26 protein-coding genes are annotated in these 26,711 nt (G+C 69.9%); 6 read left to right on the top strand and 20 right to left on the bottom strand.

What is annotated here, in order from left to right; genetic code table 11:
• Window positions 1-15 precede the first annotated feature (15 nt).
• Together AB0F03_RS18375 and AB0F03_RS18370 are read left to right on the top strand one after the other, a co-directional pair.
• A complete protein-coding gene (locus AB0F03_RS18375; protein ID WP_361992618.1) occupies window positions 16-1,299 on the top strand; it encodes an ATP-grasp domain-containing protein in 1,284 nt (427 codons plus the stop codon).
• Window positions 1,296-2,621 (top strand): PLP-dependent aminotransferase family protein, encoded by a 1,326-nt coding sequence (locus AB0F03_RS18370; RefSeq protein ID WP_361992615.1) that lies wholly within the window; start codon window positions 1,296-1,298, stop codon window positions 2,619-2,621. The genes AB0F03_RS18375 and AB0F03_RS18370 overlap by 4 nt, the downstream gene beginning before the upstream one ends.
• A gap of 187 nt (window positions 2,622-2,808) precedes the next feature.
• Here AB0F03_RS18370 and AB0F03_RS18365 read toward each other — a convergent pair whose 3' ends face one another.
• From AB0F03_RS18365 to AB0F03_RS18325, 9 genes are all read right to left on the bottom strand, one after another.
• Window positions 2,809-4,320, bottom strand: a complete 1,512-nt coding sequence (locus AB0F03_RS18365) for a pyridoxal-dependent decarboxylase (RefSeq protein ID WP_361992612.1) — start codon at window positions 4,318-4,320, stop codon at window positions 2,809-2,811.
• Window positions 4,317-5,288, bottom strand: a complete 972-nt coding sequence (locus AB0F03_RS18360; protein WP_361992609.1) for an EamA family transporter — start codon at window positions 5,286-5,288, stop codon at window positions 4,317-4,319. The genes AB0F03_RS18365 and AB0F03_RS18360 overlap by 4 nt, the downstream gene beginning before the upstream one ends.
• Window positions 5,285-6,247 carry a quinone oxidoreductase gene (locus tag AB0F03_RS18355; protein ID WP_361992606.1) on the bottom strand — a complete coding sequence of 321 codons (963 nt, stop codon included), beginning with the start codon at window positions 6,245-6,247 and terminating at the stop codon, window positions 5,285-5,287. Before AB0F03_RS18355 ends, AB0F03_RS18360 begins: the two co-directional genes overlap by 4 nt.
• On the bottom strand, window positions 6,247-7,716 hold the full coding sequence (locus AB0F03_RS18350; protein WP_361992603.1) for a methylaspartate mutase: 1,470 nt from the start codon (window positions 7,714-7,716) through the stop codon (window positions 6,247-6,249). The genes AB0F03_RS18355 and AB0F03_RS18350 overlap by 1 nt, the downstream gene beginning before the upstream one ends.
• Window positions 7,713-8,186: a cobalamin-dependent protein gene (locus AB0F03_RS18345; RefSeq protein WP_361992600.1), complete on the bottom strand. Its 474-nt coding sequence runs from the start codon at window positions 8,184-8,186 to the stop codon at window positions 7,713-7,715. The genes AB0F03_RS18350 and AB0F03_RS18345 overlap by 4 nt, the downstream gene beginning before the upstream one ends.
• 31 nt (window positions 8,187-8,217) lie before the next feature.
• A complete protein-coding gene (locus AB0F03_RS18340; protein ID WP_361992598.1) occupies window positions 8,218-9,447 on the bottom strand; it encodes a fatty acid desaturase in 1,230 nt (409 codons plus the stop codon).
• A gap of 131 nt (window positions 9,448-9,578) precedes the next feature.
• Window positions 9,579-9,854 (bottom strand): 2Fe-2S iron-sulfur cluster-binding protein, encoded by a 276-nt coding sequence (locus AB0F03_RS18335; RefSeq protein ID WP_361992595.1) that lies wholly within the window; start codon window positions 9,852-9,854, stop codon window positions 9,579-9,581.
• Between the two features lie 38 nt (window positions 9,855-9,892).
• Window positions 9,893-10,921, bottom strand: a complete 1,029-nt coding sequence (locus AB0F03_RS18330; RefSeq protein WP_361992593.1) for an NAD(P)/FAD-dependent oxidoreductase — start codon at window positions 10,919-10,921, stop codon at window positions 9,893-9,895.
• Window positions 10,911-11,810, bottom strand: coding sequence for an alpha/beta hydrolase (locus AB0F03_RS18325; protein WP_361992591.1), 900 nt, complete (start codon window positions 11,808-11,810; stop codon window positions 10,911-10,913). Before AB0F03_RS18325 ends, AB0F03_RS18330 begins: the two co-directional genes overlap by 11 nt.
• Window positions 11,811-12,130: 320 nt before the next feature.
• Here AB0F03_RS18325 and AB0F03_RS18320 point away from each other — a divergent pair, with 320 nt between their 5' ends.
• Entirely contained in the window at window positions 12,131-12,913 is a 783-nt protein-coding gene (locus tag AB0F03_RS18320; RefSeq protein ID WP_361992589.1) for an SAM-dependent methyltransferase, read from the top strand.
• Between the two features lie 108 nt (window positions 12,914-13,021).
• Here AB0F03_RS18320 and AB0F03_RS18315 read toward each other — a convergent pair whose 3' ends face one another.
• The 4 genes from AB0F03_RS18315 to AB0F03_RS18300 form a co-directional block, all read right to left on the bottom strand.
• Window positions 13,022-13,732 carry a 4'-phosphopantetheinyl transferase superfamily protein gene (locus tag AB0F03_RS18315; RefSeq protein ID WP_361992587.1) on the bottom strand — a complete coding sequence of 237 codons (711 nt, stop codon included), beginning with the start codon at window positions 13,730-13,732 and terminating at the stop codon, window positions 13,022-13,024.
• Window positions 13,733-13,930: 198 nt separating this feature from the next.
• Window positions 13,931-14,161 (bottom strand): acyl carrier protein, encoded by a 231-nt coding sequence (locus AB0F03_RS18310; protein WP_361992584.1) that lies wholly within the window; start codon window positions 14,159-14,161, stop codon window positions 13,931-13,933.
• Between the two features lie 11 nt (window positions 14,162-14,172).
• Entirely contained in the window at window positions 14,173-14,997 is an 825-nt protein-coding gene (locus AB0F03_RS18305) for an aminoacyl--tRNA ligase-related protein (protein WP_361992581.1), read from the bottom strand.
• An 11-nt stretch (window positions 14,998-15,008) separates the two neighbouring features.
• Complete coding sequence (locus AB0F03_RS18300) at window positions 15,009-15,884, bottom strand: diiron oxygenase (protein WP_361992579.1); 876 nt, start codon at window positions 15,882-15,884, stop codon at window positions 15,009-15,011.
• Window positions 15,885-16,248: 364 nt separating this feature from the next.
• On the opposite strand from AB0F03_RS18300, the gene rocD reads away from it, so the two are divergent.
• Both rocD and AB0F03_RS18290 read left to right on the top strand, forming a co-directional pair.
• Window positions 16,249-17,448 carry an ornithine--oxo-acid transaminase gene (rocD, locus tag AB0F03_RS18295; protein ID WP_361992576.1) on the top strand — a complete coding sequence of 400 codons (1,200 nt, stop codon included), beginning with the start codon at window positions 16,249-16,251 and terminating at the stop codon, window positions 17,446-17,448.
• Window positions 17,449-17,501: 53 nt separating this feature from the next.
• The gene (locus AB0F03_RS18290; RefSeq protein ID WP_361992573.1) at window positions 17,502-18,260 is read left to right on the top strand and encodes an SDR family oxidoreductase; all 759 of its coding nucleotides are present in this window, start codon (window positions 17,502-17,504) and stop codon (window positions 18,258-18,260) included.
• A gap of 237 nt (window positions 18,261-18,497) precedes the next feature.
• Here AB0F03_RS18290 and AB0F03_RS18285 read toward each other — a convergent pair whose 3' ends face one another.
• The 4 genes from AB0F03_RS18285 to AB0F03_RS18270 all read right to left on the bottom strand — a co-directional run bounded on the left by AB0F03_RS18285 (window position 18,498) and on the right by AB0F03_RS18270 (window position 22,341).
• Window positions 18,498-19,775, bottom strand: a complete 1,278-nt coding sequence (locus tag AB0F03_RS18285) for an MFS transporter (protein WP_361992570.1) — start codon at window positions 19,773-19,775, stop codon at window positions 18,498-18,500.
• A gap of 115 nt (window positions 19,776-19,890) precedes the next feature.
• The gene (locus tag AB0F03_RS18280) at window positions 19,891-21,162 is read right to left on the bottom strand and encodes an ATP-grasp domain-containing protein (RefSeq protein ID WP_361992567.1); all 1,272 of its coding nucleotides are present in this window, start codon (window positions 21,160-21,162) and stop codon (window positions 19,891-19,893) included.
• A 6-nt stretch (window positions 21,163-21,168) separates the two neighbouring features.
• Window positions 21,169-22,056 carry a [LysW]-aminoadipate kinase gene (locus AB0F03_RS18275; protein WP_361992564.1) on the bottom strand — a complete coding sequence of 296 codons (888 nt, stop codon included), beginning with the start codon at window positions 22,054-22,056 and terminating at the stop codon, window positions 21,169-21,171.
• Between the two features lie 111 nt (window positions 22,057-22,167).
• Window positions 22,168-22,341 (bottom strand): lysine biosynthesis protein LysW, encoded by a 174-nt coding sequence (locus AB0F03_RS18270; RefSeq protein ID WP_361992562.1) that lies wholly within the window; start codon window positions 22,339-22,341, stop codon window positions 22,168-22,170.
• Window positions 22,342-22,679: 338 nt separating this feature from the next.
• On the opposite strand from AB0F03_RS18270, the gene AB0F03_RS18265 reads away from it, so the two are divergent.
• Complete coding sequence (locus tag AB0F03_RS18265) at window positions 22,680-22,880, top strand: hypothetical protein (protein ID WP_361992559.1); 201 nt, start codon at window positions 22,680-22,682, stop codon at window positions 22,878-22,880.
• 183 nt (window positions 22,881-23,063) lie between these two features.
• Here AB0F03_RS18265 and AB0F03_RS18260 read toward each other — a convergent pair whose 3' ends face one another.
• The 3 genes from AB0F03_RS18260 to AB0F03_RS18250 all read right to left on the bottom strand — a co-directional run bounded on the left by AB0F03_RS18260 (window position 23,064) and on the right by AB0F03_RS18250 (window position 26,524).
• Window positions 23,064-23,744, bottom strand: a complete 681-nt coding sequence (locus AB0F03_RS18260; RefSeq protein ID WP_361992556.1) for a 2OG-Fe dioxygenase family protein — start codon at window positions 23,742-23,744, stop codon at window positions 23,064-23,066.
• A gap of 132 nt (window positions 23,745-23,876) precedes the next feature.
• Complete coding sequence (locus AB0F03_RS18255; protein WP_361992554.1) at window positions 23,877-25,067, bottom strand: ATP-grasp domain-containing protein; 1,191 nt, start codon at window positions 25,065-25,067, stop codon at window positions 23,877-23,879.
• A gap of 149 nt (window positions 25,068-25,216) precedes the next feature.
• Entirely contained in the window at window positions 25,217-26,524 is a 1,308-nt protein-coding gene (locus tag AB0F03_RS18250) for an MFS transporter (protein ID WP_361992551.1), read from the bottom strand.
• Window positions 26,525-26,711 lie beyond the last annotated feature (187 nt).

Genomic DNA, 26,711 nt, shown 5'->3' with positions numbered 1-26,711 from the left:
AAGGAGGCAAGTGCCGTGGACCCCACGCGCAGCCATGTAGTCCATATCGGTTTCGCCGAGCAGCACATCGACTCGATCGAGTTCGGTGAACACCAGGTGTCCCTGCTGGTGCACCGGCATGTCGCCGAGCGCATGTCACACGCGGCGCGGCAGCGGTTCGCCCGCATCGGCGTTCTCGACGTGCCGCACACGCTGGACTTCGAAGACTACGACCGGGCCCTTGACCAGATGATCCGCCTGGTCGAGGAGTTCGCCGCGGAACTCGGCCCGCCGACCGCCGTCGTCGCCATGTACGAACAGGTCACTCTGCCCGCGGCGCGCCTGCGCGACCACTTCGGTGTGCAGGGAGTCGACACCGACACCGCGCTGCTCTGCCGTGACAAGGTCCGGATGAAGGAGGCCATGCGGAGCGGCGGCATACGCGTCCCCGCGTTCTGGGCGGTGGACGCGAGCACTCCGTACGCCGACCTCGAGAAGATCGCCGAGGCCGTGCCGGGCCGGATCGTCCTCAAGCCGCAACGGCAGGCCGGCAGCTTCGGCATCCTGGTCTTCCGCGACGGGGCGGAGTTCCTCGCGCACGCCCGGGCCCATGGGATCCCCGACGATCACGAGGTCGAGGAGTTCGTCGAAGGCGACGTCTGCCATGTCGACGGAGTGGTACGCGACGGTGAGATCCGTTTCATCAGCGCCTCCCGATACATCGGCGATTGCCTGACCTTCCAGAACGGCGAGCAGCATCTCTCGGCCGTCACCTTCGACGACGCCTCGACGTTGGCACAGATCACCGATTTCACCGCACGCGTGCTGAAATCACTGGGGCTGCACACCAGCACCTTCCACCTGGAGCTGTTTCTCACCCCCGACGACGAACTGGTCTTCCTCGAGGTCGGCAACCGCTTCGGCGGCGCCTACATCAGCGACTCCATCCGCGCGGTCTACGGCGTCGATCTGGTCCGCGAGTCCGTCCTCGCCTGCATGGGCCTGCCGTCCGAGGTCGGGGCCGTCACCGGCATCCTGGACCACGAGGGCGTCGGCGCCTCCGGCTGGCTCTACTCGGCACTGCCGGAGAGCGAGCCCTGCGTGGTCAGGCGCATCCGGGGCCTCGACACGTGCCCGGACTCCGTGGTGCTGTCCGACACCCCCAACATCGGCCAGACGCTCAACGACGACATCACGGTCTTCCCCACCGCCGGCAGATTCGCGTTCTCCGGAGCGACCACGGCGGAAGTCGAGCGGGACATACGGCGGCTGGCCGCCTCCTATTCCCTCGAGACAACTCCCCGGAGGATCCACTCATGAGCACAGGCAGTGCCGGCGGTGCCACGTTGCGACTGGAGGATCTGCACGGCTCCTTGTCCGACCCGGTGCTGAGTTCCATGACGCTCCTCAACGAGATCACGGGGCGATTCCCGGAAGCCGTCTCCTTCGCGGCCGGGCGGCCCTACGAGGAGTTCTACGATCCGCTGCAGATCCACGACCACCTGGAGCGGTTCCGCAAGTATCTCGAGGTGGAGCGCGGCCTCGACCCCGACCAGGTACGGACAGCGCTCTTCCAGTACGGACACACCAAGGGGCTGTTGACGGACCTCCTGGTGCGGCACCTGGCCGCCGACGAGGGGGTGAGCGTCGTCCCCGAGTCCGTCGTGGTGACCACCGGCTGCCAGGAGGCGATGATCCTGCTGCTGCGCGCCCTGCGCACGGGCAGCGAGGACGTCATCCTGGCTCCGGCACCGACCTACGTGGGTTTCCTCGGGGCGGCGCGCCTGATGGACATGCCGGTCCTGCCCGTCGCGGAGGGCACCGGGGGCATCGACGTCGAGGACCTGGTGACACAGATAGGCCGGGCCCGGCGGCGGGGACTCAACCCGCGCGCCTGCTACGTGGTGCCGGACTTCGCCAATCCCAGTGGGCTCAGCATGAGCCTCGCCGATCGCCGGCGGCTCCTCGACGTGGCGGAGCGGGAGGACGTCCTGATCATCGAGGACAACCCGTACTCCCTGTTCAACGCCGACGGCCGGCGCCTGCCCTCACTCAAGTCGCTGGACACCGCTCAACGCGTCGTCTACGTGGGCTCGTTCGCCAAGACGGCCTTCCCGGGTGCTCGCGTCGGCTATCTGGTCGCCGACCAACCGGTCACGGGCACCGGTGCCGGCGAGGGCCCGCTGCTGGCCGACCAGCTCGCCAAGCTCAAGAGCATGCTGACGCTGAACACGTCGACCGTCTCCCAGGCCGTGATCGGCGGAAAGCTGCTGGCGAACGACTGCAGCATGACCAGGGCCACCGAGCGCGAGGCGGAGATCTACCGCCGCAACCTCGCCGCGGTCCTGGCCGGCCTGGACAGGCACTTCCCCGCTCCGGACGACGGCTCGCGTCCCCGGACGACCTGGAACGTTCCGGGCGGTGGCATGTTCGCGGTGGTCTCCCTGCCCTTCGAAGCCGACGCCGCGATGCTCGAGTACTCGGCGAGCCGGTTCGGCGTGTTGTGGACCCCGATGCGCTACTTCTATCCCCAGGGCGGAGGTACGCACCAGATCCGCCTCTCCTTCAGTGTGCTCACCCCCGAACGGATCGAGGAGGGTCTCGCACGGCTCGCCGCCCTCGTCCGCGACCGTACGGCCTGATCGTCCGGCGGCGAGTCTCGCCGGCGACCCACCTGGACCGGAAGCCCCGCGGGTCTACGACCCGCGGGGCTTCCGTGTCGTGCACGTTCCGCGGTCGACGGGCGGCCTCGGGCGGTGGTGAACAGGACCGGCCGGCACCGCGTTCGGTGCCGGCTCCGCCTTCCGGCGCGGCCCTGTCCGGGTGCCGCTAACGCTCCGCCGTCTCCTGCCGCGCGAGCTCCCGGGCCGTGGCGGTGACGTCCGTGAGCAGGGCGTCGATGTCGGCCTCGGTCGTCGTCGGATTGAGGAAGACCAGCTTCAGATGGACCCGCGGCGTGCCGTCCGGTCCCGGGATCTTCGTACGGGCGAGCAGCGCGCGGCCGTCCGCCATCAGCTTGCGGCGGAGCGCCGCGTTGAAGGCGTTCTCGTCCGCCGCCGGGGTCCCGTCCTCGGCAGCACAGCGGAAGATGACCGTGGTGAGCAGCGGGTCCGCCACAAGCTCCAGGCCGTCGGTGGCCGCGATCCGGCTCGCGGCGTAGCGCGCCAGCTCGTGGCAGGTGTCCACCCAGTCGGCCATGCCCTCCCGGCCGACCGTGAGGAGCGTGGCGGCCATCTTGAAGGCGTCGGAGCGACGGGTGGTCTGGAGCGAGGTGCCGAGCAGGGAGGTGAAGCCGAAGGTCTCGTCGTCGGACGGGTTCAGGTAGACGGCCTGCTCGTCGAGGCACTCCATGTGCTCGCGGTCACGGACCACGATCACGCTCGAAGAGGCCGGGGTCCAGCCGAACTTGTGCAGGTCGAAGGCGACCGAGTCGGCCCGGTCGAGGCCGGTCAGGAGCGGGGCCAGCCTCGGCGAGAACAGCGCGCCGATGCCGTACGCGGCGTCGACGTGCAGCCAGATCCCGTACTCGGCGGCGAGATCCGCCAGTTCGGGCAGCGGGTCGAACGAGCCGTGGTCGGTGGTGCCGGCCGTGGCGACGACAGCGACGGGGACCTCGTCGGCGTCGAAGCCCTCGACGATCCGGCGGGCTTCGGCGGCGAGCATCCGGCCCCGGTCGTCCACCGGCACCTTCACCACGGCGGACCGGCCGAGCCCCAGGAAACCGGCGGCCCGCGCGACCGAGAAGTGAGCGGCCTCGGAGCACAGGATCCGGGGGCGGACCGGGCGCCCCGCGAGCCCCGTCGCCGACACCTCTCCGGTGTCCTTCAGCGCACGGTCCCGGCTGAACAGCAGGCCCATCAGGTTCGAGATGGAGCCGCCGGGCGTCAGGGTCCCGCCGGCCTGCGCGTCGAAGCCGATCCAGGAGGCCATCTCCTGGACGAGCCGCCGCTCCAGTTCGAGCGCGAACGGGCCGCTCTCCCAGGCGTGCAGGGACTGGTTGAGCGCGGCGGCGAGCAGTTCGGCGGCGGCGGACGCGGCGGTGGGCGCGCACTGCATCCGGGCCACAGCCGAGGGGTGGGTGAGATCGACGGCCCACATCGCGTACGCCTCGAAGAGCGCCCGCACCCGCTGCGCGCTGGGCTCGTCGGCGAGGAAGCGCCCGCCGCCCAGCACCTCGCGCACCGCGGCGACGGCCGCCTCGGGGCCGCCGGGTGCCACCGGGCCGTTCCGCTTGAGGGCGGCGTCACCGAGGGCGCCCAGGGCCGTGTCCAGGAGGCTCCTGAGCTGCTCCAGACCCTCCGGACGGCCTGCGAGGGCGGCGTTCCTGCCAGTGGAGATCATGACTTCCGGGTTCCTTCGCTGAGGGTGGGAGAGGGGGTGGGGGCCGGGTCGGGGGCGGGGGTGCCGCGGGAGCCGCGGATGACGCCGATCGAGGCGGCCACGACCGCGATCAGGCCCGTCACCTGGACCGGGGACAGGGTCTCGCGCAGGACGAGCAGGGCGACCAGGGCGCCGATGGCGGGTTCCAGGCTGAGCAGCACCCCGAAGACCAGGGTGGACACCCGGCGCAGGGTCTCCATCTCGCAGGTGTACGGGACGAGCGAGGACAGCATCGCGACACCGAAGCCGAAGGCGAGCACCTCGGGACGGGCGAGCGCCTGCGCCCCCTCCGCGAGCCCGGCCGGCAAGGAGCACAGCGTGCCGAAGGCCATGGCGAGCGCCAGCCCCCCGCCGGGCAGTACCGCCCCCACCCTGGCCGACAGCGGCACGTACGAGCCCCAGAAGACGGCGCAGGCGAGGGCGATCAGCAGGCCGGTGAAACCCGCCGCGCCGCCCTGCCAGCCGAGGAGCGCGATGCCGGAGGCCGCGAGCACGATCCACAGCCGGTCGCCGGCCCGGCGCGAGGACAGGCCGGCGACCGTGAGCGGTCCCGCCATGCCCACGGTGAGCGCCACCCCTACCGGCATCCGGGCCATGGCGAGGTAGAAGCAGATGTTCATGCCCGCGATGGCCACGCCGAGGGCGGCCACGGTGCCCGCCGTACGCCGGTCGAGGCGCACGGAGGGCCGCCACCACAGCAGGAGCACCAGGCCCGAGAAGCCGAGCCGCATCAGGGTCACCGTCGCCGGGCCGGCCGTGCCGAACAGGTGCTTGGCGAAGGCCGCGCCCAGCTGGGTGCTGACCATGCCGATCAGCATCAGCGCCGGCGCCGGGACCACGCCGATGCCCCGGCGGGCGGCGGCACCCGTTCCCACGCCCGCGTTCGGGCTCGTCACAGCGCTCGCGCGCGTTGCGGTGTCGACGTTCATGGCGTGAGCAGCACCTTGCCGGTGGTACCGCGGCCTTCGATCAGCTCGTGGGCCCGAGCCGCTTCGGCCAGCGGCAGCCGCGCCCGCACGTCCGGGCGTACGACGCCCTGGGCGACGTAGCGGAACAGGTCGGCGGCCGCGGCCCGCAGGGACGGCGCGTCCGGCACGTGGTCGGCGAGTGTGGGACGGGTCAGGTGGAGCGAGCCGGAGGTGCGCAGCAGTTCCACGTCGATGGGCGGGAGGGGGCCGCTGGACAGGCCGCAGACGACGAGGGTGCCGCGCCGGCGCAGGGCCCTGACGCTGGTCTCGAAGGTGGCAGCGCCGACCGAGTCGTAGACCACGTGCGCCCCCTCGCCGCCGGTGAGTTCGCGCACGGCCTGCGCGAACTCCTCGTAAGGGACGGCGTGGTGGGCGCCGGCCGCCAGGGCGGTCTCCCGCTTCTCCTTGCTGGACGCGACGGCGACGACGTTCGCGCCGCGGTGCGCGGCCAGCTGCACGAGGAGCTGGCCCAGGCCGCCGGCACCGGCGAGGACGACGACGGTCTCGCCGGGCGCCACCGGGTGGGTGGTGTGGCTGAGGTAGTGCGCGGCGAGGCCCTGGAGCAGGACGGCGGCCGCGTCGTCGAGGGGCACCGTCTCGGGGACGGGGACCAGCTTGGCCACGGGGACAGCGGTGTACTCGGCGTAGGCGCCGAGCTGGGTCGCGTAGGCGACGCGGTCGCCCGGGGCGACGTCGTCGACGCCCTCGCCGACGGCGGTGACGATGCCGGCGGCCTCCTGGCCGGGGACGAGCGGGTACGGGGCCGGATAGGTGCCGTTGCGGTAGTAGACGTCGATGAAGTTGAGGCCGATGGCGGCGTTGCGGACGACGGCATGGCCGGGGTGGGCGACCGGTTCGGGGAGCTGCGTGAGGGCGAGGGCGGAGGGGGCACCGGCATCGGTGACGTGGACGGCTCGCATCAGATCGGTTCCTCGATTCGCGGGGTGCGGGGGGCGGAGACGGGCGCGGGGGCGGAACGGGACGGAGCGGCGGGCGGCTCCTGCTCCTGGAACACGCGGCGGAAGTGGTTGATGTCGTCGGTGAGGCCCCGCATCAACCCCTCCAGGCCGGATTCCGGGCCGTCGATCGCGTGCAGCAGCTCAGTGTTGCGGCGCACATGGGCCGGCGAGAACGGCAGCGCGCCCGTCGACAGGTAGCGGATGGCGCCGGAGCGGTCGCGTCGCGGGATGAGGTCGGAGCGGGCGTACCGGCTGGCGCTGAAGGGGATGTCGAGGCGTCCCTCCGCGAACGCCTCGACGATCGCCCCGATCAGATCCGGCTGCTTCAGGAGCGGCTCGACGAGGTCGGCGACCTCGGCGAGGATCCACTCCATCTCCCGGCTCACCTGGTCCTCGTCGACGGTGATGAAGTCGAGGAGCGGCGAGTTGGCGCGGGCGGCGAGCCGCAGGCCCTCCACGTTCGCAGTCGTGTCGGGGATCCCGTACGCCTCCTGGTGGGTCTTGGTGATCAGCTTGGAGGCACCGCCGAGCCGGGCGACCAGCGCGCCGTAGAAGATCAGGTCCTCCGCGTTGCCGCGCTGCCGGGGGAAGACGCCCATGAACTCGTGGAGCACCGCGTGGACGGTGCTGCCGGCGGGGAGGTAGCGCTCGGCCAGCACGGGGATGCTCCGCAGGGCCGCGACATCCTGGGCGAGATGGCCGCCTTGCGGATACGCGACGGAGATGCAGCGGACACCGGCGCGGGCGGCGAGCACCGCCTCCAGGACACTGACGGCGAGGCTGATGGAGGGGGGCACGAGTACGGCGGTGAGCGTGCCGAACAGTTCACGGTCGATGACCACCCCGTGCTCGGCGAGTTCTCCGCATCGCCGGTCCACGTCCTGCCAGGCGCCGAGGGACGCCGCGAGCGGCACGGCCTTCGAGTACGGCAGGTTGTACGAGATCCCGCCGCCCTCGAAGGAGGTGATGCCGGAGGCCACGGCCACGTCGAACAGGACGCGGGCGTCCGGGGAGCCGTGCCGGATCTCCAGCGGCGCCGCGATCAGCTCGTTGAGCTCGCGGCCGCGCCGCCAGCCGTGTGCCACCATCGGGTAGCCGTTGAGGTCGGCGGGGCGGAGATTGAGGGTGCGCAGCGCCTCCTCGAAGCGCAGCAGCCGGGTGTGCGAGTCGATGGTGAGGGTCAGGATGTCGGGCGCGACCTCGGCCTCCAGGGTGGCGAGGAGGGCCTTCATCTCCTCGTGCCCGCCGACGCCGCAGCGCGGCTGGATCGCCACCCTGCCCCGCGTGCGGCACCGGTCGAGGACCTCGGCAGCGGTGGGCTTGCCGAGCGAGGTGATGTACGCAGCGGACTCGGCCGGCGTCGGCAGCGCCCCCGCCGCCGGGTCGGGGCGCGACCCCGTGCCGAGTGCCGGGAGCGACGTCAGGCTCATGACGCCACCAGGCCGAGGGCCACCACGGCGCGCTCGCGGCCGGCATGCAACGTGTCCAGCAGGTCCGGGAGTTCGGACGGGTCGCCCAGGATGTGGTCCACGCCGGCAGCATAGAGGCGGTCGTGCGAGGAGCCGTCCTTGTGACTGCCGACCGACAGGTTGCCGCCGACGATCACGGGGCAGGTGATCAGGCCGGACTGCTTGGCCCGGTCGAGTCCGCGCAGGTCCTCGTGGACGTGGCCGTTGAGGCTGCCGATGATGACGGCCTCGGCCTCCGGGTGGCGGACGCACGCCTCGGCGAACTCCTCGACGGAGGTGCACGTGCCGAGGTTGACGACCTCGAAGCCGAGGCCGCGCAGAAAGAAGGCGATCAGGTGGTTGGCCACGGCGTGGCTGTCGCTGGCCGCCACGCCCAGGACGACCTTGCGGGCGGCTGTCGAGCGGGTGAGCCGGTTCGGTACCGAAGACATCAGAAGCTCCTCATCGTCCGGGTCGAATGCGTCAGTCGTCGAAGGCCGCGAACAGCTCGCGCTTGCTGACCGCCTTCAGCCGCTTCACGTCGAACTCCTCGGCATCGGCGGCCGCCAGCGAGTCGAAGACGTGGGAGATCGCCGGGATCAGCCCCCAGACCTCGTGGTAGGGCGGCCAGCCCTGGTGTCCGGAGTCGATGTCCTGCTGGCGGGCGAAGACGTAGTCCGCCCACTGGGGGGCGGCCGGGTAGCGGTGGTGGAAATCGTGGACGACGGTGTCACCGGTCAGGACCAGGTAGCGCGACGGGGCGTGCAGGAAGACCAGGCGCAGTGTCCAGCGGACCCAGGCGCCGGCGCGGCGGGCGAGGGGCAGGTCCGGGGAGGGCAGCGCGTCACCGATGAAGATGGCGTTGGTCAGGCTGGAGAAGTACGCGCGGCCGTGCCGGATCGCGGTGCCCGGAACGGGAAAGGTGTGCTTGACGCACAGCCGCAGGGTGTTGCTGATCTGGAACAACGGGAACAGCGGCACGAACCAGACGACGAGCAGGGTCTGCCAGGTGCCGGTGAGCACGGTGGCGGTGACGGTCGTGCCGTACAGCAGGAGCGCCGACGTCCGCTCGCTGCGCGCCGACTCGCTCCAGAAGGAGCGGACGCGGGACACCGCGAAGCTGAAGTGGAACCGCGGTGAGACGAGCTTCAGCAGCAGCCTGCGCCACATCTGCCGGCGTGTCATGCCTGGATGCATCTGGAGGCTGACCAGGAACGCCTGGACGGTGGGGTCCTTGAGCGTCATGTGCTGCGCCGCGTGGTGGTCGCGGACGTGCTCCCGGCTGTAGCGCTGGAAGTTCTGGATGATGAGCACGCTGGAGATGGCGTGGCCGATGGCCCGGTCCACTCGACGCCGGCGGTACATGTTCCGGTGCGAGCACTGGTGGTAGACCATCATGCGCAGGTTGCGCATCCCGTGCAGGGTCACCGCCCAGCCGACAGGCAGCAGCAGGCCGTGGCCGAGGGTGTGGGCGAGCACGCTGACCAGCGTTCCCAGCACCAGCGAAACCGTGGCGGTGGCCAGGTGGAAGCCGGGTGTCCAGCCCGGGGACCGCTGCCCCGGCAGTGCCTTGCCGGTGAACAGCGTGGCCGGGAGCTGTAGCAGCCGGGGCAGGCGCCGCATGGTCTCCCGGGGGTCGGACGACGTGGCCGGCGGGGACGCCGGCGGTGCGGTGGTGGCCACCCTGGGGGTCGACGAGTCGAGCAGGCTCATGGAGAAACTCCTCTGCTTGCAGGAGACAGGACGTGAAGGTGGTGTGGTGGTGCGAGCCGGGACGGACGAGGCGGGCCGTGCCGGAGGACGACGCGGCGGACCGGAACCTCTGCCGCCGCCCCGTCGGGCCCTTACTGCTCCTCCGCGACCTGGACGGTCGCGGAGTCCATGAGGCGGCACTGGCACGCGAGACGGAAAGCGCCGCCTGTCCGTCCCAGGTCCTCCAGGAAGTCCTGCTCGTCGGCGTTCATCTCCCCGAGCGAGCCGGCCCCGTCCAGCACCTCGATGACGCAGGCGCCACAGGCGCCCGACTGGCAACCGAAGGGGATGACCCGGTGAGAGGTCTCGTTCTCCAGGTCGGTGAGCGGTGCGCCGGCCGGGAGGAGGACCTCCAGGCCGTGTGGCATCAGGGTGAGTTTGTGCGAAACCAACGCTGTCTCAGCTCCTACGCAGGGACCAGTGCGGGATGGGCGTCAGAGGAGTGGCCGGGGGCGAGGCGGGCGCCGGGGCGCAGTGCCACGGCGGCGTGGTTGACGGCGGTGGCGGCCTCGCCGAAGCCGACCGAGATGAGGGGAACGCGGCCTGTATAGGTGCACCCGTCACCGACGGCGTACACCCCGGGAAGGCTGGTGCGCATGGTGGCGTCCACACGGATCTGCCGGTACTCCAGCTCCATCCCCCAGCCGGCCAGGGGACCGAGGTTGGTGACGAAGCCCAGTGCCGTGATCAGTGTGTGCGCGGGCAGGTTCAGGGTGCCGCCGTTCTCGGTGCGGACGTCCACGGAGGCCAGGCGGCCGGTTCCGTGACAGGCGATCACCTGGGCGTCGGTGAGGACGCGTACGGGGGAGCGGTACAGCTGCCGCACACTGTGCTCGTGGGCGCGGAAGGACGTCCGGCGATGGACGAGGGTGACCGACCGGGCGATCGGGGCCAGCGCCAGTGCCCAGTCCACCGCGCTGTCACCACCGCCGGTGATCACCACGTCGCGGGCCCGGTGCTCCTCCAGGCGCGGTACGTGGTAGACGACGCCTCGGCCCTCGTACGCAACGGCACAGGGCAGCTTGCGCGGGGTGACCCTGCCCAGACCGGCAGCGACGAGGACGGCCCCGGCGCGGATCCGGGCACCGTGGTCGGTGCCGAGGATCCAGCGGGGGCCGTCCGCCGCCAGGGTGGTGGCCGTATGGCCGAGCAGGTAACGGGGCTTGAAGGGCGCCGCCTGGCGGACCAGGTTGTCGATGAGTTCGCGGCCCGTGACGGCGGGGTGCGCGGCGATGTCGTACAGCAGCTTCTCGGGATACATCGCGGCCACCTGACCGCCCGGTTCGGACAGCGCGTCGACGACCGCGGTGCTCAGGCCGCGGAAGCCCGCGTAGTACGCGCCGTACAGGCCGGTGGGGCCGGCACCGACGATGGCGAGGTCGACGTCGGTCGGGCCGTCTTCCGGCCCGGACGTCGCCGGTGTCTCAGGTGCCACTGCGCTCACTTCCCCGTTCGTTCAGTCCCAGACGCAGGCGCAGGAATCCGACGATCCCGTCCAGTGCCTCCCGTGCAACGTCGAGTACGGCCGCCATGGACAGGAAGCCGTGCGGCAGATCCGCGTACTGACGGTGCTCCACCGGAACCTGGGCGCGCGCGAGTGCCTCCGCGTAGTCGTTTCCCTCGTCGCGCAGCGGGCAGAACTCGGCCGTGATCATGAGTGCGGGGGGGAGTCCACTGTGGTCGGTCGCGTTGAGCGGTGAGGCGTAGGGCGAGTCGCCGTCGGCGGGATCGGCGAGGTAGAGGTCCCAGAACCAGGGGACCGAGTGGCCGTTGAAGAACATCGGATCCCTGTTCTCACGCATGGAATCCGTCTCCGAGCCGTAGCGCATCGCCGGGTAGACGAGCACCTGGGCGCTGATCCGCGGTCCGTCCTGGTCCCTGGCCAATAGGGAGACCGCCGCGGCCAGGGTGCCGCCGTTGCTGTCCCCGGCGACGGCGATGCGTGAACCGTCGACGCCGATCCGGGACCCGTTCTCCGCCACCCAGGTCACGGCGGCGTAGCAGTCGTCGATGGCTGCCGGGAACGGGTGCTCGGGCGCCAGTCGGTAGCTCACGGAGACGACCACGCAGGAAACCATGCTGCACAGCGCACGGCAGAACGCCTCGGACGTGTCCAGGGAGCCGACGGCGAAACCGCCGCCGAAGAAATAGACCAGTACGGGGAGCGGGCCCTTGCTCTCGGTCGGCGGGCGGTAGACCCTGAGCGTCATCGGGCCGGCCGGACCGGCGATATCCATGTCGAATATCTCTTTGGGTTGTTCGATCCAGTCCCAGACCGAGGCTTCCGTCGCGGCGTCCGCTTTTCGGGCCTCTTCCACCGACATGGTGTAGAGAGGGGTGAACCCGGTTGCCAGACGATAGTTTCTGATGCCCGCAACGACGGGATGAAGCGGCATTGAAGCGCCCCCATTTCTTCGGTGTCGACGGTGCAGAACGAGGTACGGGAGCCGCACCGAGAAGCACGCTATGATCGGGCCGACACCGTGCGCGTCCGCGACAAGTTCAGGTGCGGGGCACATCGCGTTGATCTTTCGCCTCCGTGCCTAAGCATGCCGCTTATTCCCGTATGGCCTCCCTCCTTGCCACCCTTTCCTCGGCAGCGATCCAGAGCGTCATACGGAATTGAGGGGAAGTACGCCGACTCATGACCATCGAAAACCCTGAGAAACGCCCGGAAGCGCACCCCGCACGGGTCTACGACTACTTCATAGGCGGCGAGAACGGTCTTGAGGCCGACCGGGCGGCAGGCGCCTGGATCGGCATGCAGGCCCCCGACCTGCTGACGACGATGCGGGCGAACCGCGCCTTTCTGTCACGGGCGGTGCGCCGGCTGGCCCAACAGGGCGTTGACCAGTTCATCGACATCGGTTCCGGCTTCCCCGTGTCGCCGAACACGCACGAGATCGCCCGGCAGGAGTCCCCTTCGGTTTCCGTCGTCTACTGCGACATCGATCCCGCGGTCGGGCGGCGCACGCGTGAACTCATCGCCGATCAGCAGGGAACCGACTTCGTCCTGGGCGACATCCAGAACCCCGACGAGCTGCTGGCCCAGCCGGCCGTCCAGGCGCTGATCCGTTCCGGCCGTCCGGTGGCCTGTGTGCTGGGCGCGGTCCTGCACTTCGTGCCGGAAAGCGCGGATCCGCTCCGGATCACCGCGGCCCTGCGCGAAGCCCTGCCGCAGGGCAGCTGTCTTGTCGTCTCCCACATCGCAGGCGACATTCCCTGGGGGGACTCCAACAATGAGGAGACGCTTAGGCGCGCTTTCGAGGACATGTATCCGCGGACCCGTGAACAGGTCGCTCGTTTCTTCGGCGACTGGGAATTGGTCGCGCCCGGTGTCGTGCCGGCGTCGCAATGGCATCCCACGGGACAGACCGCCGGGTCTCCCGAAGCCGCCCTTTACGGCGGAGTCGCCCGCAAGATCTGAGCCGCCGGGCGGAACGTGTCGCAGGAACACGGCCGCGGGCCGCAGGGGATTCCTCCTGCGGCCCGCGGTGCTTTCGTGCGACCACGCGATGGATGCGTCCACGCACGGTTACCGGTGGACGCGCGGGTGAGGGAGCGGTGACGGGAACACCTGCGCGGCGGCCCCGACGAGATCCGTGCCGCTGCGGACGGAGGGAGGGGGTGCAGGCCCGAGCACCGCGAGCGTGCCCACGTACGGGGCGGGCAGCGGGAGGTCCCGGAGCGTGTAGTCCTCCGGGCGGCCGAGTTCCTCGGGCAGCGCACGCAGCGTGGAGCCGAGGACCTCCAGGCGCCCCGGATGGACCTGAAGTCCCTTGCCGGCGGCCTTGAGCACGGCTTCCTTGCACGTCCACAGCCGTGCGAAGTCGGCATAGTCCGAGCAGACCGCGCGTTCCCGCTCCGTCAGCGCCGCAGCCGGCGGCCGCACCCCGGCCGTGGCGTCCTCGATGTCGAGGCCGACGGTCCGGTCCGAGACGGCGACCACGGCGAGCCCTCCGGCGTGCGAGAGCGAGAAGTCCAGACCCGGGTCGGCGGACTCCACGACCGGTTTCCCGTGCCCCGGGTCACCGCAGTGGGCGCAGGTCCGGTCGAAGCTCAAGTCCGCCGGATCCCGGCCCAGCTTCTCGCCGAGGACGAGTCGCGCCAGCACCCATGCGGCCAGAGCGCGGTTGCGGTCCGCCTCGCACAGGATCCGTCGACGGCGGGCGCGGTCGCGCCCGTCCAGGAGTACGGCGAGCGACTCGGGCACCTGGTCGACGCCGACGTACCAGACGTCAGTCACGGACGCTCCGCTCCACCGTGCGGTGCGGATCGCCGGGTCCGGGCCTGGCACTCGACCCGGCGATCCCGCCCCTTCCTCCGCGCACCGGCCCGGGCGGCCCGGCGAGCCACCGCAGCGAGGCATCGGGGGAGCGCACCAGCCGGCGCCCGGGCACACGTCGCACGACGCTCTTCCGTCTCTCTCGTTCGGGCCGGCGGTTCAGGCCACCGGTGCGAAGAAGTTCTCGTTGATCCGGTCGAGGGTGCGGAAGTCGGCCACGCTCAACCTGGTGACGTCGATGCTCCTTCCGGTGAGCTCCTCCAGAAGACCGATGAACTCCATGAACGACACCGACGCGATGAGCCGGGATTCGATGAGATCGGTGTCGTTGGCGATCTCTCCGTCCAGATCCGGGTTCTTGGACCGGATCCAGGTGACGATTTCCTCCATGTCCAACCTTCCTAGGCTGCTGATTCGTTGACTGCGACGAGCGCCCGCCGGGCGTCGCCGTGCACCTGTAGGAGCGCATGGACCCAGCGCTCCACACCGAACGCCAGACACCCGCTGTAGGCGGACTCGCCCCCGAAGGAGATGTTCAGGCGCTCACCGAAGAAGTTGCGGTGGCGGTTGACCGACGCGATGGCGGTACCGTCGTCCGACACGAACTCGAACTTCACCGGGTCCAGCTGGTTGAGCACCGACCGCGCGCCGTCACCGAGGTAGAACGGGTCGGTCGCAGGCTCCTTGCGTATCTTGATCCCGAGCTGGTCGGCCAGGCCCAGGACGATTTCGGTCGACCGGCTCAGATGGTCCACCACACCGTCCTGGCTGCCGATGTACAGCGCTTCGCGCATGTGGAAGGCACGGAGCCGGCGCAGGCCGTCGTAGTGCTCCTCGTTCCGGAAGCAGCGACCGATCCCCGTGATGACCTCGGGGGTCTCGATGTCCCGTCGCTGCCGCGACGCCAGCAGGCCGTAGCACGTCGCCGTGGGCAGATAGCAGCCGGTCGGGACGAGAGGGTGCTCGGGGGACGGAGTCGTGGCCTCCCCACGCGCCAGTTCCTCGCGGGCCCGGTCCGTGAGCGTGGCCACGGGCAGCCCGAGGTGGGGGAAGTTGCGGAAGAAGTCGAGGCGTACCAGGTCCTCCTCGGGGAGCAGGGCCGGGCCGGCCACCGGTCGGGCCCCCAGCGCGAGAGCGATGTCCTGGAATCGGGCCTCAAGGGCGTCGAACAGGGCGGCTTCCTCGGATTCGAGGACCGCTATTCCAGGTGCGACAAACGTCGGCATGAGATCTCCCGTCAGTGGAACAGGCCGATGCGTCGGTAGAAGTTGTTGGTTCGTTCGATGATGCGAGCATTGATCGGCGCCCTCGCCGGATCAGCCATGACGGAGGCACGGAAGCGCGCCGGGTCCGGGATACCGGCATCCTGGTAGGCGTCGCGGCTGTACAGCATCTGGATGATCAGGTCGATGTAGCCGCGCAGATAGTGGCCGACTTCTTCGACCTCCTCGGCGGAGTGCGTCCGGCGAACCTCGTCGAAGAGCGCCTTCACGAGCTTGCCGCCGAAGGCGATGTGCCGGGACTCGTCGCGGTGGTGGATCCGGTTCACCGCCCGCACCGTGTCCGGGAGTTTCTCGTCGGCCGCCATGTGGGCGTTGAAGTAGTCGCCGATCTGCTCGAAGATGAGGATCTGGCTGAAGACGATGAAGTTGTTCATCTCCGGCGCCCGCTCTTCCGTCGGGAACACCATCCGCCGGTCCGGATAGATGCGGCCGGCATAGCGCAGACAGAATTCGGCGAAGAACCACATGTGCTCGTTCTCTTCACCGATGAAGTGGTGGAAGTACGGCGTGGGGATCTCGTAGCCGGGCGTGTGGATGCGGCGCATCACCTCGATGAGCAGCTCCCTGATGCCGTGGGCGATCAGGCTGTAGAGGTTGACGCTCTCCCAGCGCGAGAGCTCCACGAGCTGTTCGTGGCTCAGCTGCTTCTCCGCGGCGGTGCCGTGGACGGACAGCAGCTCCCGGCTCATCCACAGACCGTCCGGTGTGATGGATTCGGGCCAGTCAAAGGTCCGGTACGGGTTGTAGTAGTCGTCGACAGAGACGTCAATGAGTCTGCGTACAGCCCGGGCGAATTCTTCGGTCCACTCGATCGTCGACACTGCTGACACGTGACCTCCGTAACAGGACCATGGGTTGGTGGGCCGACACGACCGGTCTGCCGCGCCACGCAGGACCTTATGGCCGCGGCGACACCATGTGCGTCCGCGGCAATGTCATGCGCGGGGACACATCCCGCTGACTTCTCTCTCCGGCGACTGAACATCTCGCTTACCGCGGTGGGTTTCGGTTCACTCCTTGCGCGGCCGGTCCTTCCCCGCACACACCACGTATTCGACGCGAGTAATCGGAGTGCGCAGTCGCGGTGCGTTTGCCGCGGACGCGTGCGTCGCGGGTGGGTTCGTAGTTTCCCCATGTGGCACAGATTGTCGACGACAACGGCCCCGTCAGGGAGCCTGCAAAAGGAGTATCGCCATGACTGTGGACCTCTCCTCTCAGGACCACATGGACCTTGCCGCGCGCTGGGGGGCTCATGACTCCGCGCCTTTCCCCGTGGTGCTCACTCATGGGGAAGGCGCCTGGACGACCGATCTGGACGGCCGGCGCTACCTCGACTTCCACGGGGGCTACTCCGCGGTCAACTTCGGCCACCAGCACCCCGACCTCGTCGCCGCGGCGAAGGCACAGCTCGACCGGCTCACGCTGAGCACCCGTGCGTTTCACCACGACCAGTACGCGCCGTTCTGCCGCGAACTGGCCGAGCTGACGGGCACCGAGATGGTCCTGCCCTCCAACTCCGGCGGCGAGGCCGTCGACACGGCGGTGAAGATCGCCAGGAAGTGGGCCTACCAGGTCAAGGGCGTGCCCGACGGAGCCGCCGAGATCATCGTCGCGGGCGCGAACTTCCACGGCCGCACCACGACCATCGTCTCGTTCTCCACGCACCCCAACCACCAGGCCGGCTTCGGCCCGTTCACGCCCGGCTTCAAGGTGGTGCCGTTCGGCGACATCGAGGCGTTGCGTTCGGCGGTCACCGACAACACGGCGGCGGTCCTGCTGGAACCGATCCAGGGCGAGGCCGGCGTGGTCGTCCCGCCGAAGGGGTATCTCGCCGAGGTCCGGGAACTCTGCGACGAGACCGACACGTTGTTCGTCGCCGACGAGGTCCAGTGCGGACTGGCCCGCGCCGGCACGACCCTGGCGCTGGACCACGAGGGTGTCCGTGCGGACATGTACACCCTGGGCAAGAGCCTGAGCGGCGGACTCCTGCCGTTGTCCGCGGTGATCGGCCGCGCCGATGTCCTCGGTGTGATCACGCCCGGAGACCACGGCTCGACCTTCGGCGGCAACCCGCTGGCGTGCGCGGTCGGCCGCGCGACCGTGCGGCTGCTGGCCACCGGGGAGTTCCAGGAGCGCTCCCGCGAACTCGGCGCACACCTGCACTTCCGCCTCAGCGAGCTGGACGGCGTCACCGAGGTCCGTGGGCGCGGACTGTGGGCCGGTGTACAGCTCAGCGAAGAGCGAGTGGCCGGGCGCCGGGTGACCGAGGCGCTGGCCGAGCGCGGCCTGCTGTGCAAGGAGGCCAAGGGGCACCTCCGGGTGGCGCCCCCGCTGGTCGTCACCCGCGAGGAGATCGACCTCGGCATCGACATGATCGCCGACGTGCTGGCCTGAACCGGACCGCCGTCTCGGGCCGACTTGACCATCGAGTGGACTGGAGAGAACTCATGAGTGACTTCGCAGGACTGGTCGCGATCGTCACCGGCGGTGCGTCGGGAATCGGTCTGGCCACGGCGAATCTGCTCAGCAGCAGGGGAGCCCGGGTCGCCGCTCTCGATCTGAAGCCGGAGGGGCTCCCGGACGGCATCATGGGGGTCCAGGCCGACGTCACCGACGACGTCCAGGTCCAGGCCGCCGTCGATGCCGTGGCCGAGAGGTTCGGCAGGCTGGACGTCGTGGTGAACAACGCCGGGATCGGCGCCGTAGGGGACGTCACCGCGAACGGTGACGACGAGTGGCTGCGCGTCCTGGACGTCAACGTGGTCGGGATGGTCAGGGTCGCCCGGCACGCGATACCCCACCTGCGGCACTCACCCGCCGCGTCGATCGTCAACACCTGCTCCATCGTGGCGTGGGCCGGGGTGGAGCAGCGGGCGCTGTACTCGGCCAGCAAGGGGGCCGTGTACGCGCTGACGCTGGCCATGGCGGCAGATCACGTCCGCGAGGGCATCCGGGTCAACTGCGTCGCCCCCGGCTCCGCGGACACCCCGTGGATCGGCAGGTCACTGGAGCAGGCGGCGGATCCGGTGGCCGCCCGCGCCGCGCTCGACGCGTTCCAGCCCACGGGTCGGCTGGTGACGGCCGACGAGGTGGCGGGTGCCATCGCCTACTTGGCGAGCCCGTTGTCGAGCGCTTCGGTGGGCACGGTGCTCGCCGTGGACAACGGCATGCACGGCCTGCGGCTGCGGCCCCGGAGCCAGGCATAGGCCGGCGGGCCGGACCGGAACACGCCGCCGCGGGCCGCAGGGGAAGACAACCCCCTGCGGCCCGCGGCGTTTTCGTGGCACACGGCAGCGACCGGGAGCGGACCCACGGCAGCGACCGGAAGTGGACCCATCGCTGCGACGAGAAGGCGTACGACGCCGGTACCGCCCCCCCGGTGCTCCGGGGAAGCCGAAGCCGGGGTCGGCATGCCGACCCCGGCCGCGGACGGAGTGCCTCCGTCAGGTGGTGCGCCCAGGTGGTGCGCCGCCGGGCTGGGCAACCGGTTCGCCGGCTGCGGCGTCCGGGCCGCGCAGCCCCAGACTGAGCTGGGCGCACACCAGCCCCAGCACGCAGACCAGGGTCCACAGCATCCAGGGGCCGATCGCGTACACGGCAGCGCCGACGACCGGTCCGGCACCAGTGCCGAGCGCGTACGCGGCGCCGTACAGCCCCTGGTAACGCCCTACCATCCCGGGCGGAGTGAGACTCGCCAGGTGGGCCTGGACGATGGAGGAGTACGCCATCTCGCCGAACGTCCAGATCACCACCGTCGCCGCCAGCAGGGCCATGGAGGCGGTGAACCCGGACAGCGCGAGACCGCCGCACGTGAGCAGGTTGGCGACGGCCAGGACGTACTCCGGCCGGTACTTCGAGATCACGCTGGTGATGGGCAGCTCCAGCAGCACCACCAGCAGACCGTTGAGCCCCATGAGAAGACCGAAGTCACGGGCGCTCAGCCCGACGTCGTCCACATGCAGGGGCAGGCCGACCGCGGTCTGGATGTAGGCGAACATGGAGAACACGGTCATCAGCAGGAAGCGCACCAGGATGCGGTCGGTGAGCACCTGCCGGTACCCGACCGCCGGGGCCGCCCTCGTTTCCGCGGTGCCGGAATCGGGCCGCGGCTGCGGTGCGTCGCGCAGCAGCACGGCCACGATCACGCCGAACAGCAGGAGCGTGGCAGCCTCCACCAGGAAGAGATCCGTGTAGGAGATGCTCGCCAGCACGCCACCGAGCACCCCGCCGAGGGTGGAGCCGACGTTCTGGGCGAACCGGAGCACTCCGAAGGCGGCGAGCCGTTGCTGGGCGGACGTGACGGAGTCGATCAGCACCGCCGCCATGGCCGGCCGGTAGATCTGCGACACCAGGCCGATGAGACCGACCACGGCGATGATCGCCGGTAGTGGCCCGAGGAACGGCACGGACGCCGTCAGCCCGGAGGTGGCCAGGACGGACAGCAGGATGGCCCATCGCCGGCCGATGCTGTCGGTGAGATGGCCCCCGATGACGTTGCCGAGGACCCGGCCCAGACCGGACGCGCCCAGCACGAGCCCCGAGGCCCCGGCGGAATGGCCGTGCTGGGTCACGTAGAGCACGATGAACACCGGCAGGAACGTGCCGGCCTGAAGGATCAGGTTGCCGAGACTGATGATCCAGACCTGGCGGGGCAGACCGCGCAGGGCGTCACGGAATCGCGGCTCACCGGTGCGCGCCCGGCCCCCCGTCTCCGTACTCACGCTGCCGACCCGGCGCGCACGTGGACCGCCGCGGCCGGCAGCCGGCCGGCGGGTACGACGTTGCTGGACAATGGCTCCTCCCTCTGGTGCGCCGCACTCGTCTCGGCGCCCTGGTCTAGCGCGGGCTGTCGGCGTACAGGTGGTCGCGTTCGATCTCCCGGAGTCTGCGGTAGTCCGCCCGAAGCTGCTCCGGATCCTCGGAGATGAGGATCACGTACCCCGGTTGGGTGGCGACGTCGACCGTCCGGGGGAGCGGGTCCCCCGCCGGATGCGTCGTGACGGCGTGGACGTAGGAGGGGAGCGCCCGGACGGCGGCCATCGCCTCGTCGGACGGAGCCACACCGTGATCGCTCGGGTTGATGAGATGCACGTACCGCAGACGTTCCAGCAACTGGTACGCGGTGGTGGGCAGTCGGTCGAACGCGTCGGGATTTACGACGGACAGGCCCACGAGCTCGATCTGGTTGGTGCCCAGGCAGCGACGGGCGATCTCCGGAACCTGCCCCCCGCCGAAGCGTGCGGCACACTCGACGAGCACCGGTCCCCTGGCGGTCATCATGACCTCGGTGTGGCTGGCCCAGTTCCGGACCTCCAGGGCGTCGAGCACCTGGTGGGCATAGGCTTCCACCCTCTTGGCCACGGGATCGTCCGGTGCGAGGGGCTCGTTGTAGTCGTAGATGATGTTGCCGCCGGGGAGCCGCGTCTTGTAGTACCGCCAGACCTCCACGGTGTGGTGTCTGCCGTCCCGGCTGACCGTGTTGACGAAGTACTCGTCCCCGTCCAGGAACTCCTGGGCGAGGACGACCGTGTTGGGCAGGCCGTGGCGGTCGGGAGTGGTCATGATCTTCTCGTGGACGGCACGCACCTGATCCGCGGACGAACACGCCACGACGTTGTCGGTGCCGCAGCTGGAGACCGGCTTCAGGACGACCGGATAACCCGCGGTCGTCTCGGCCCACTTGATGATCTCGTCGGCATCGGCCGAGACGATCGTCGCCGCCGACTCGACTCCCGCGGCGCGCAGGGCCAGCACCATGTCGTACTTGTTGCGGCGGGACGTCGGCCGGCTCATCCCGTTGCCCGGAGTGCCGAGTTCGGCGGCGAGCCGGTCGGTCAGCTCGACGCCCGACTCCCCGGAGGAGATCACGAAGTCCACCCCGAGCTCGCGCAGCGCGGAGGCGGTGGCCGGGACGTCACCCCGGTGCCGCACATCGGCCACGAAACCCTCGGGGAACGGCAGCCGGACCAGGTGGACGTCGGGGTTCGGGGACTGCACGTGCACGCACTCTATGCCCAGCCGGTTCATGACGGGCATGAGAAGGCGTCCCATCGCGAAGGCGTCGACGAACGCGACGCGCTTGGTGGGCGCCGAGGAACTGGTTGGCATCGTCAGCTACTTTCCCTGTGGGGCGGATACCGCGGGCGGAAGGGCTTGGCCGAGCCGGTCACCGGATCGCGGACTCAGCGTCACGGCGGTGCCGGATCCGGCCAGGGCTCGGCTGACCGGATCCGGCACTCGTCCATCCGCTATACGCACCGACGTTACTTCGCCGGTCAGCGCCTCGCGGGCCGCGACGAGTTTGAGCGCCATGCCGCCGCCGATGCGCCGACCGGGCGCACCGGCCGCGGGTACCTCGTAGGTGCCCAGCACGCTGGTCTCGTCGGAGGGGTCGGCGAGCACTCCCGGTGCGCCGGTCAGCAGTACCAGCTGGTCGGCGCCGAGTGCCGCCGCGAGCGCGGCCGCGACCCGATCGGCGTCGACGTTCACCGGCTGACCGTGCTCGTCGATCGCGGGCGGCGAGACCACCGGCACGAAGCCGGAGCGCAGCAGGGCTTCGGGGAGCTCGGTACGCACCTCCTCGAGCCGGCCGCTGAGGTTGTCCCGGACCAGGGTCGTGCGGCCGTCCACGACCGAGCGCACGACGGACTTGCGGCGGGCGCGCAGCATGCCGCCGTCCAGGCCGGTGAGGCCGACCGAGGGCACCCCGAGCCTGGACAGCTCCGCCACGATCCTCGGTTTGACCCCGCCGGCCAGCGCGAGGACGACCACCTCCAGTGTGGCCGGGTCGGTGTACCGGGTGGCCACCTTGTCCGGTGCGACAAGGGTGCGTTGCGGGACACCGAGTCTCCCGGCCAGTCGTGCGATCTCCCCGGAGCCGCCGTGCACCAGGAGGACCGACTGTCCTTCACGGGCGAGCCTGGCGACGTCGGCGCAGATGCCCGCGGCGTCGACGGACGGATTGCCGCCGCACTTGACGACCATGAGCGGTCTGGTGGTCACAGTGTCTCCAGTTCGCCGGGAATCGGATGGGATACGGGGCGGGAAGGGCCGACCGTCCCTGCGCGGGCCGTGGTCGAGCCCCGAGGGGTGAGGCATGCCTGCCCGCGGGCGTTACTCTCCCCAGTCCTCCTCGACCTCGGGTGCGCGGGCGAGCACCATCGGACTCAGCGCCACGATCTCCAGTTCGCTTCGGCAGCCCGCACAATCGATGATCTCGTTGAGCCGCGCCGACGGGCTGACCTGCACCTCGTCCTCACATTCAGGACACGCCTGCATGGTGGGCATGGGGTGACTTCCTTTCCGTCGATCGTTCCGGCGGGGGCCGCCGGTCTGTCACGTCGAAGCAAGACGGTACGGTCGCGCCGGCGTCAGGTGCGTCCCCGGTGAACGCATCCGCGGATACCCGGCATGCTGATCTTTCTCTCCTGCGGCTGAGCGTGTCGCTCACCCCGGTAAACAGAACTCGCAGCCCGAAGAACCTCGGAGCAACGCCGTGCATCTCCGTCGTTACCTTTGCCGCGGACGCACACGGTGCTGATCTGCGCGTAGCTTTTCTGCGCGGCAGGACGGTCGGAGACGGCCGTCCGAGCTGATGACCCTCGGCCCTCGTCGATTGGAGAACCATGCGCGCCTCACGCCTCTTCGGCTACCAGCAGCTCCACGAGGACGCCGTCCTGATCACCCGTCAGTGCCGCACCGTCCGGGTCGTGCGCGGCAAGGAGCAGGTGTCCCAGTTGCTGTCCGCTCTCAAGAACGGAGACGCTCAGGCCGTGCTGGCCGGCTACGCGAACGGAACCCGGGCGACCACCTCACCGGCCCGCTGAGTCAGGGCCCGCCGCGTACGTCGCGGGTCCTGACGGCAACGCGGACTGAGCGGTGGAGGAGGCATTCTGCATCGAGCGCCCCCTGGCCGGGAACGAGGGCCGGGGGGCGGCCGGGCATCGGCTGAGCCGTGCGCCGGGCCCCCGGCACCGGCGCCCCGGCGCTCGCCCGGAAGGTCTTCCTCGTCAGCAGAACTCCAGGAAGAACATGTCGCGGTACCCCTCCACGGCACCCGGGGCGACCCGTACCGGAGACACGGAATGGAGGCCCGTGCGGTCGTCCAGGAATATGTAGTCTCCGGGATCGCTGAGGGTGTGGGTCAGTACCGGTGACTCGGTGTTGTCGTGGAGCGTGCTGACCCCGCCGGTGACGTCCTTCCGGGCGATCAGCATCATGACGATGTGCTCGACACCGTCCCGGTGAATTCCCTCCGGGGTCGGTTTCCCGGCTTCCCTCTCGGTGGCGACGATGCGGTGCTGATGGATGTTGATCCGACGGACAGGAGCGGAAGGTTCGCCGGCGGGCGCGAGCTCCGCGATGCGCGGGACGAATTGGGCCAGCAGCAGCCGGAACACGGCCGTGTCCAGCAGGGCCTGGTCGACCGGCTCGAAGCGACGGACGATGCCGCCGTTCAGACGGTTTATCTCCTTGCTCTGGAGGAATCCGTCCTGGTCGACCGACGCGACCGTGCCGTCGGCGACGTTGTACGAAATCACGGAGTGCTTACGGCGGCGATAGGTGCCGCCGTCCCCCATGCACGGATCCCGCGGCAGGTCCTCCCAGAACCGGCTGAACTTGTCCCAGTCGCCGCTGTCTCGTAGCAGGTCGTGACGCGCGTTGCCGAGCGTGAACTTCAGCCCATCCATTCTCTCAGTCTCCTCCGGGTGGGGGGCGGAAATGCGAGCTGCTGTGTTGCTGCGACGCCACGGGCGCGCGGTGCGTCGCGCGTCCGTGACGGATTCACCGCCGCGACGCATCGCGGCGACCTTTCGGGAACTTCATACGACGCGCCATTCACCGACGGCACTCAGGACGTTCGCCGCGCGAGCCCGCAACTCACCCGGCGAATCCGCGGTGACCGCGAAACGCAGGAAGTAGTTCTCCTTCTCCAGGTCGGTCACCTGGTAGCCGTTGACGACCACCGCCTTGATGACGCCCGGCAGTGCGCACAGGTCGTCCTCCGTGGCGCTGATCTCCACCCGGCCGAGTTCGTCGGCTTCCACGTCGACCCACCCGATGATCGTCCGGTCGCGAAGCGGACCCAGCCGGTCCGGCGTGAACTCGCCCAGTGCCATGGAGACGACCGCCTCCACCGGGTCGATCCCGCTGATCTCCTCGATCGCCGTCGGATACATGCCGCCCCCGAACCGGGGGTTGATCTCCACCAGCTCCGTCCGGCCGTCCTCGTCGGCCCGGCCCTCGACGTGCAGCCAGACGTGGTCGAGGCGGAGGTCGGCGCAGAGCACGTTGAGCATCTCGGTCAGGACGGGCACCCCGGCACGCACGTGATCCTGCTGCGGGGGATGCACCCGAAGTCCCGCGTCGTGGTGCCTGACGTCGTCGTGGTCGGGTTTCTCGACCGCCAGGACCGGATGGAAGCGGCCGTCCACGACCGGTCCGTCCACGGAGAACTCGACACCGGGCAGATATTCCTCGATGATCATCTCCGTGTCGCCGAAGCCGCGTTCCGCCAGGTGGCGCCCGTAGGCGAGGAGCTCGGCCGGACCGTCCACCCGGCGAACCAGCCGCGAGGCCGTGGACTCACGTGAGGGCTTGACGATGGCGGGGAAGAAATCGACCTCCGCCGGGTCGGCGCAGAAGCCGATGGAGGACAGCCCCAGCTCGCGCATACGCTCTCGCACCAGCGTCTTGCTGGCCAGCACGTCGAGGCCCACGCCGGCGCCCGGAAGGCCGTAGTGCGCGGCCAGGCCGCTCTGCCAGAGGAGCAGCGGTTCGAGCACATTGACGACGCCGACGGGGGCGATGCCGCGCGCGTCGAGCCGGGCGATGAGCGCGGACAGGTCCTCGCTGTCCCAGTCCACCACGACATGGTCGTCGCATGTGTCGCGGAGGGCGGTGTCCGGAATCTCGGATACCAGTACCGACCGGAGTCCGCGGGCTCTTAGCTGTTCGGCCGCCGGGGCCACCGCGCCGACATTCCATTTGGAAAGGACGAGTACGGATTTCACGTAGGGACCTCCATTTTCAGATCCAGGTCTGGCATCGAGAAACAGGGCCAGCATCGAAAATGGCAGGACTGGGATCGCTTCGTGGTAATCGAGGGGCTCAACCGCGGGAGAGCCGGGTCAACACGCTGGTGACCGCGTTGCCCGCGAACTCACCCGACGTCGGTGCGGTCGCACAGTTCCGCCGGCTCGGCGGTGGCCGCGGTACCGGCTGCCGAGCCCGGCGGCGGAACCTTCCCCGTGCCCACGGTGCGGATGCCGGAGAACAGGGCCCCGAGGAACGCCAGGGCGCCGACCGCCGCCGACACCCACAGGGCGGGGTGCAGGCCGATGCTCGTGGCGAGCGCACCGGAACACAGCGATCCGACGGGAAGCGTGCCCCACATGACGAACCGGATCGTCGCGGTCATGCGGCCCATGAGCGGTCGCGGGGTGATGCTCTGCCGCAGGCTGACCTGGTTCACGTTGAAGAGCACCACGCCGAACGACTGCAGGAACAGGCCGCAGCAGATGACGACTTCGGGGGCCGAGGCGGGCGCGGCGGGCGTGGCGAGCGGGCCGACGCCGTTGAGGAGCGCACCGAGCACGATGCTCGGTCCGGTTCCGAGGCGCTGTGACAGCCCGCGGGCCACGACGGCTCCCAGGACGACGCCGAGTGACCCGATCGCCATCAGGGTGCCCAGTTTCGCGGCAGAGAAGCCCAGTTCACGCACCGTGTAGGTGGTGAAGATCGCCGCGACCATGCCGTAGGAGAAGTTGAGGAGCCCCCCGACCCCGGCGAGCGGCGCCAGCAGGCGGTGGCGGCCTACGAAGGTAAGCCCCTCACCCACCTCCCGCCACAGCACCGACCAGGTCGTCCGGTTGCCGTCCGTCGCCACCGGCTTCTCCCGCTCGGCGGGAATGCGCGACACCATGAACGCGGAGTACAGGAAGGACAGAGCATCGGCGCCCAGCGCGACCGGGGCCCGCAACGCCGAGATCAGCCAGCCGCCCGCGCTGGGACCGATCAACTGCGACGCGGACCGCGCCAGCTCCAGCTGGGCGTTCCCTTCCGTGAGTTGATCGGCCTCGACCACGTCCGGCAGATACGACTGGTAGGCGACGTCGAAGAACACGGTGGCGACACCCTGCCCGAACGCGACCGCGTAGAGCTGGCCGAGGGTGAGCGTGTCCAGCGCGTAGGCCAGCGGGACGGTGAGCAGCAGCAGCCCGCGGAAGATGTCGGTGCTGATCAGGACGGGCCGTCGGGGCATCCGGTCGACCCACACCCCGGCCGGCAGACCGATCAGCAGAAACGGCACGATCTGCGTGGCGGTGAGCACACTGACTTCGAACACACTGGCGTGGAGCACCTGGAGAGCGGCGAGCGGCAGCGCCAGGAAGCCGATCTGGCTGCCTATCTGACTGACGCCCTGCGCGGCCCGCAGCCGCCGGAAGTCGGGGTTCTGAGTCACCCTCATCTGGTCCGTCTCTCTCTCATGGCGTGATGGCAGCGCTGCGAACACCGCATTGACTCCACGACACATAGGGGCCGATCTCAAGACTGGCACACACGGCACTCACGTCAGGTAATCGGGGCGCTTAGTCGCGCGACAGGAATCTAAGTCGGACGCCTCCTCGGTGCTGTGTTCGCTGCGGACGCGGGTG

It is taken from the genome of Streptomyces sp. NPDC028722 (assembly GCF_040637655.1).
Lineage (GTDB): Bacteria > Actinomycetota > Actinomycetes > Streptomycetales > Streptomycetaceae > Streptomyces.
The sequence above is the reverse complement of the archived record's forward strand: the minus strand, read 5'-3'. Positions and strand labels throughout refer to the sequence as shown.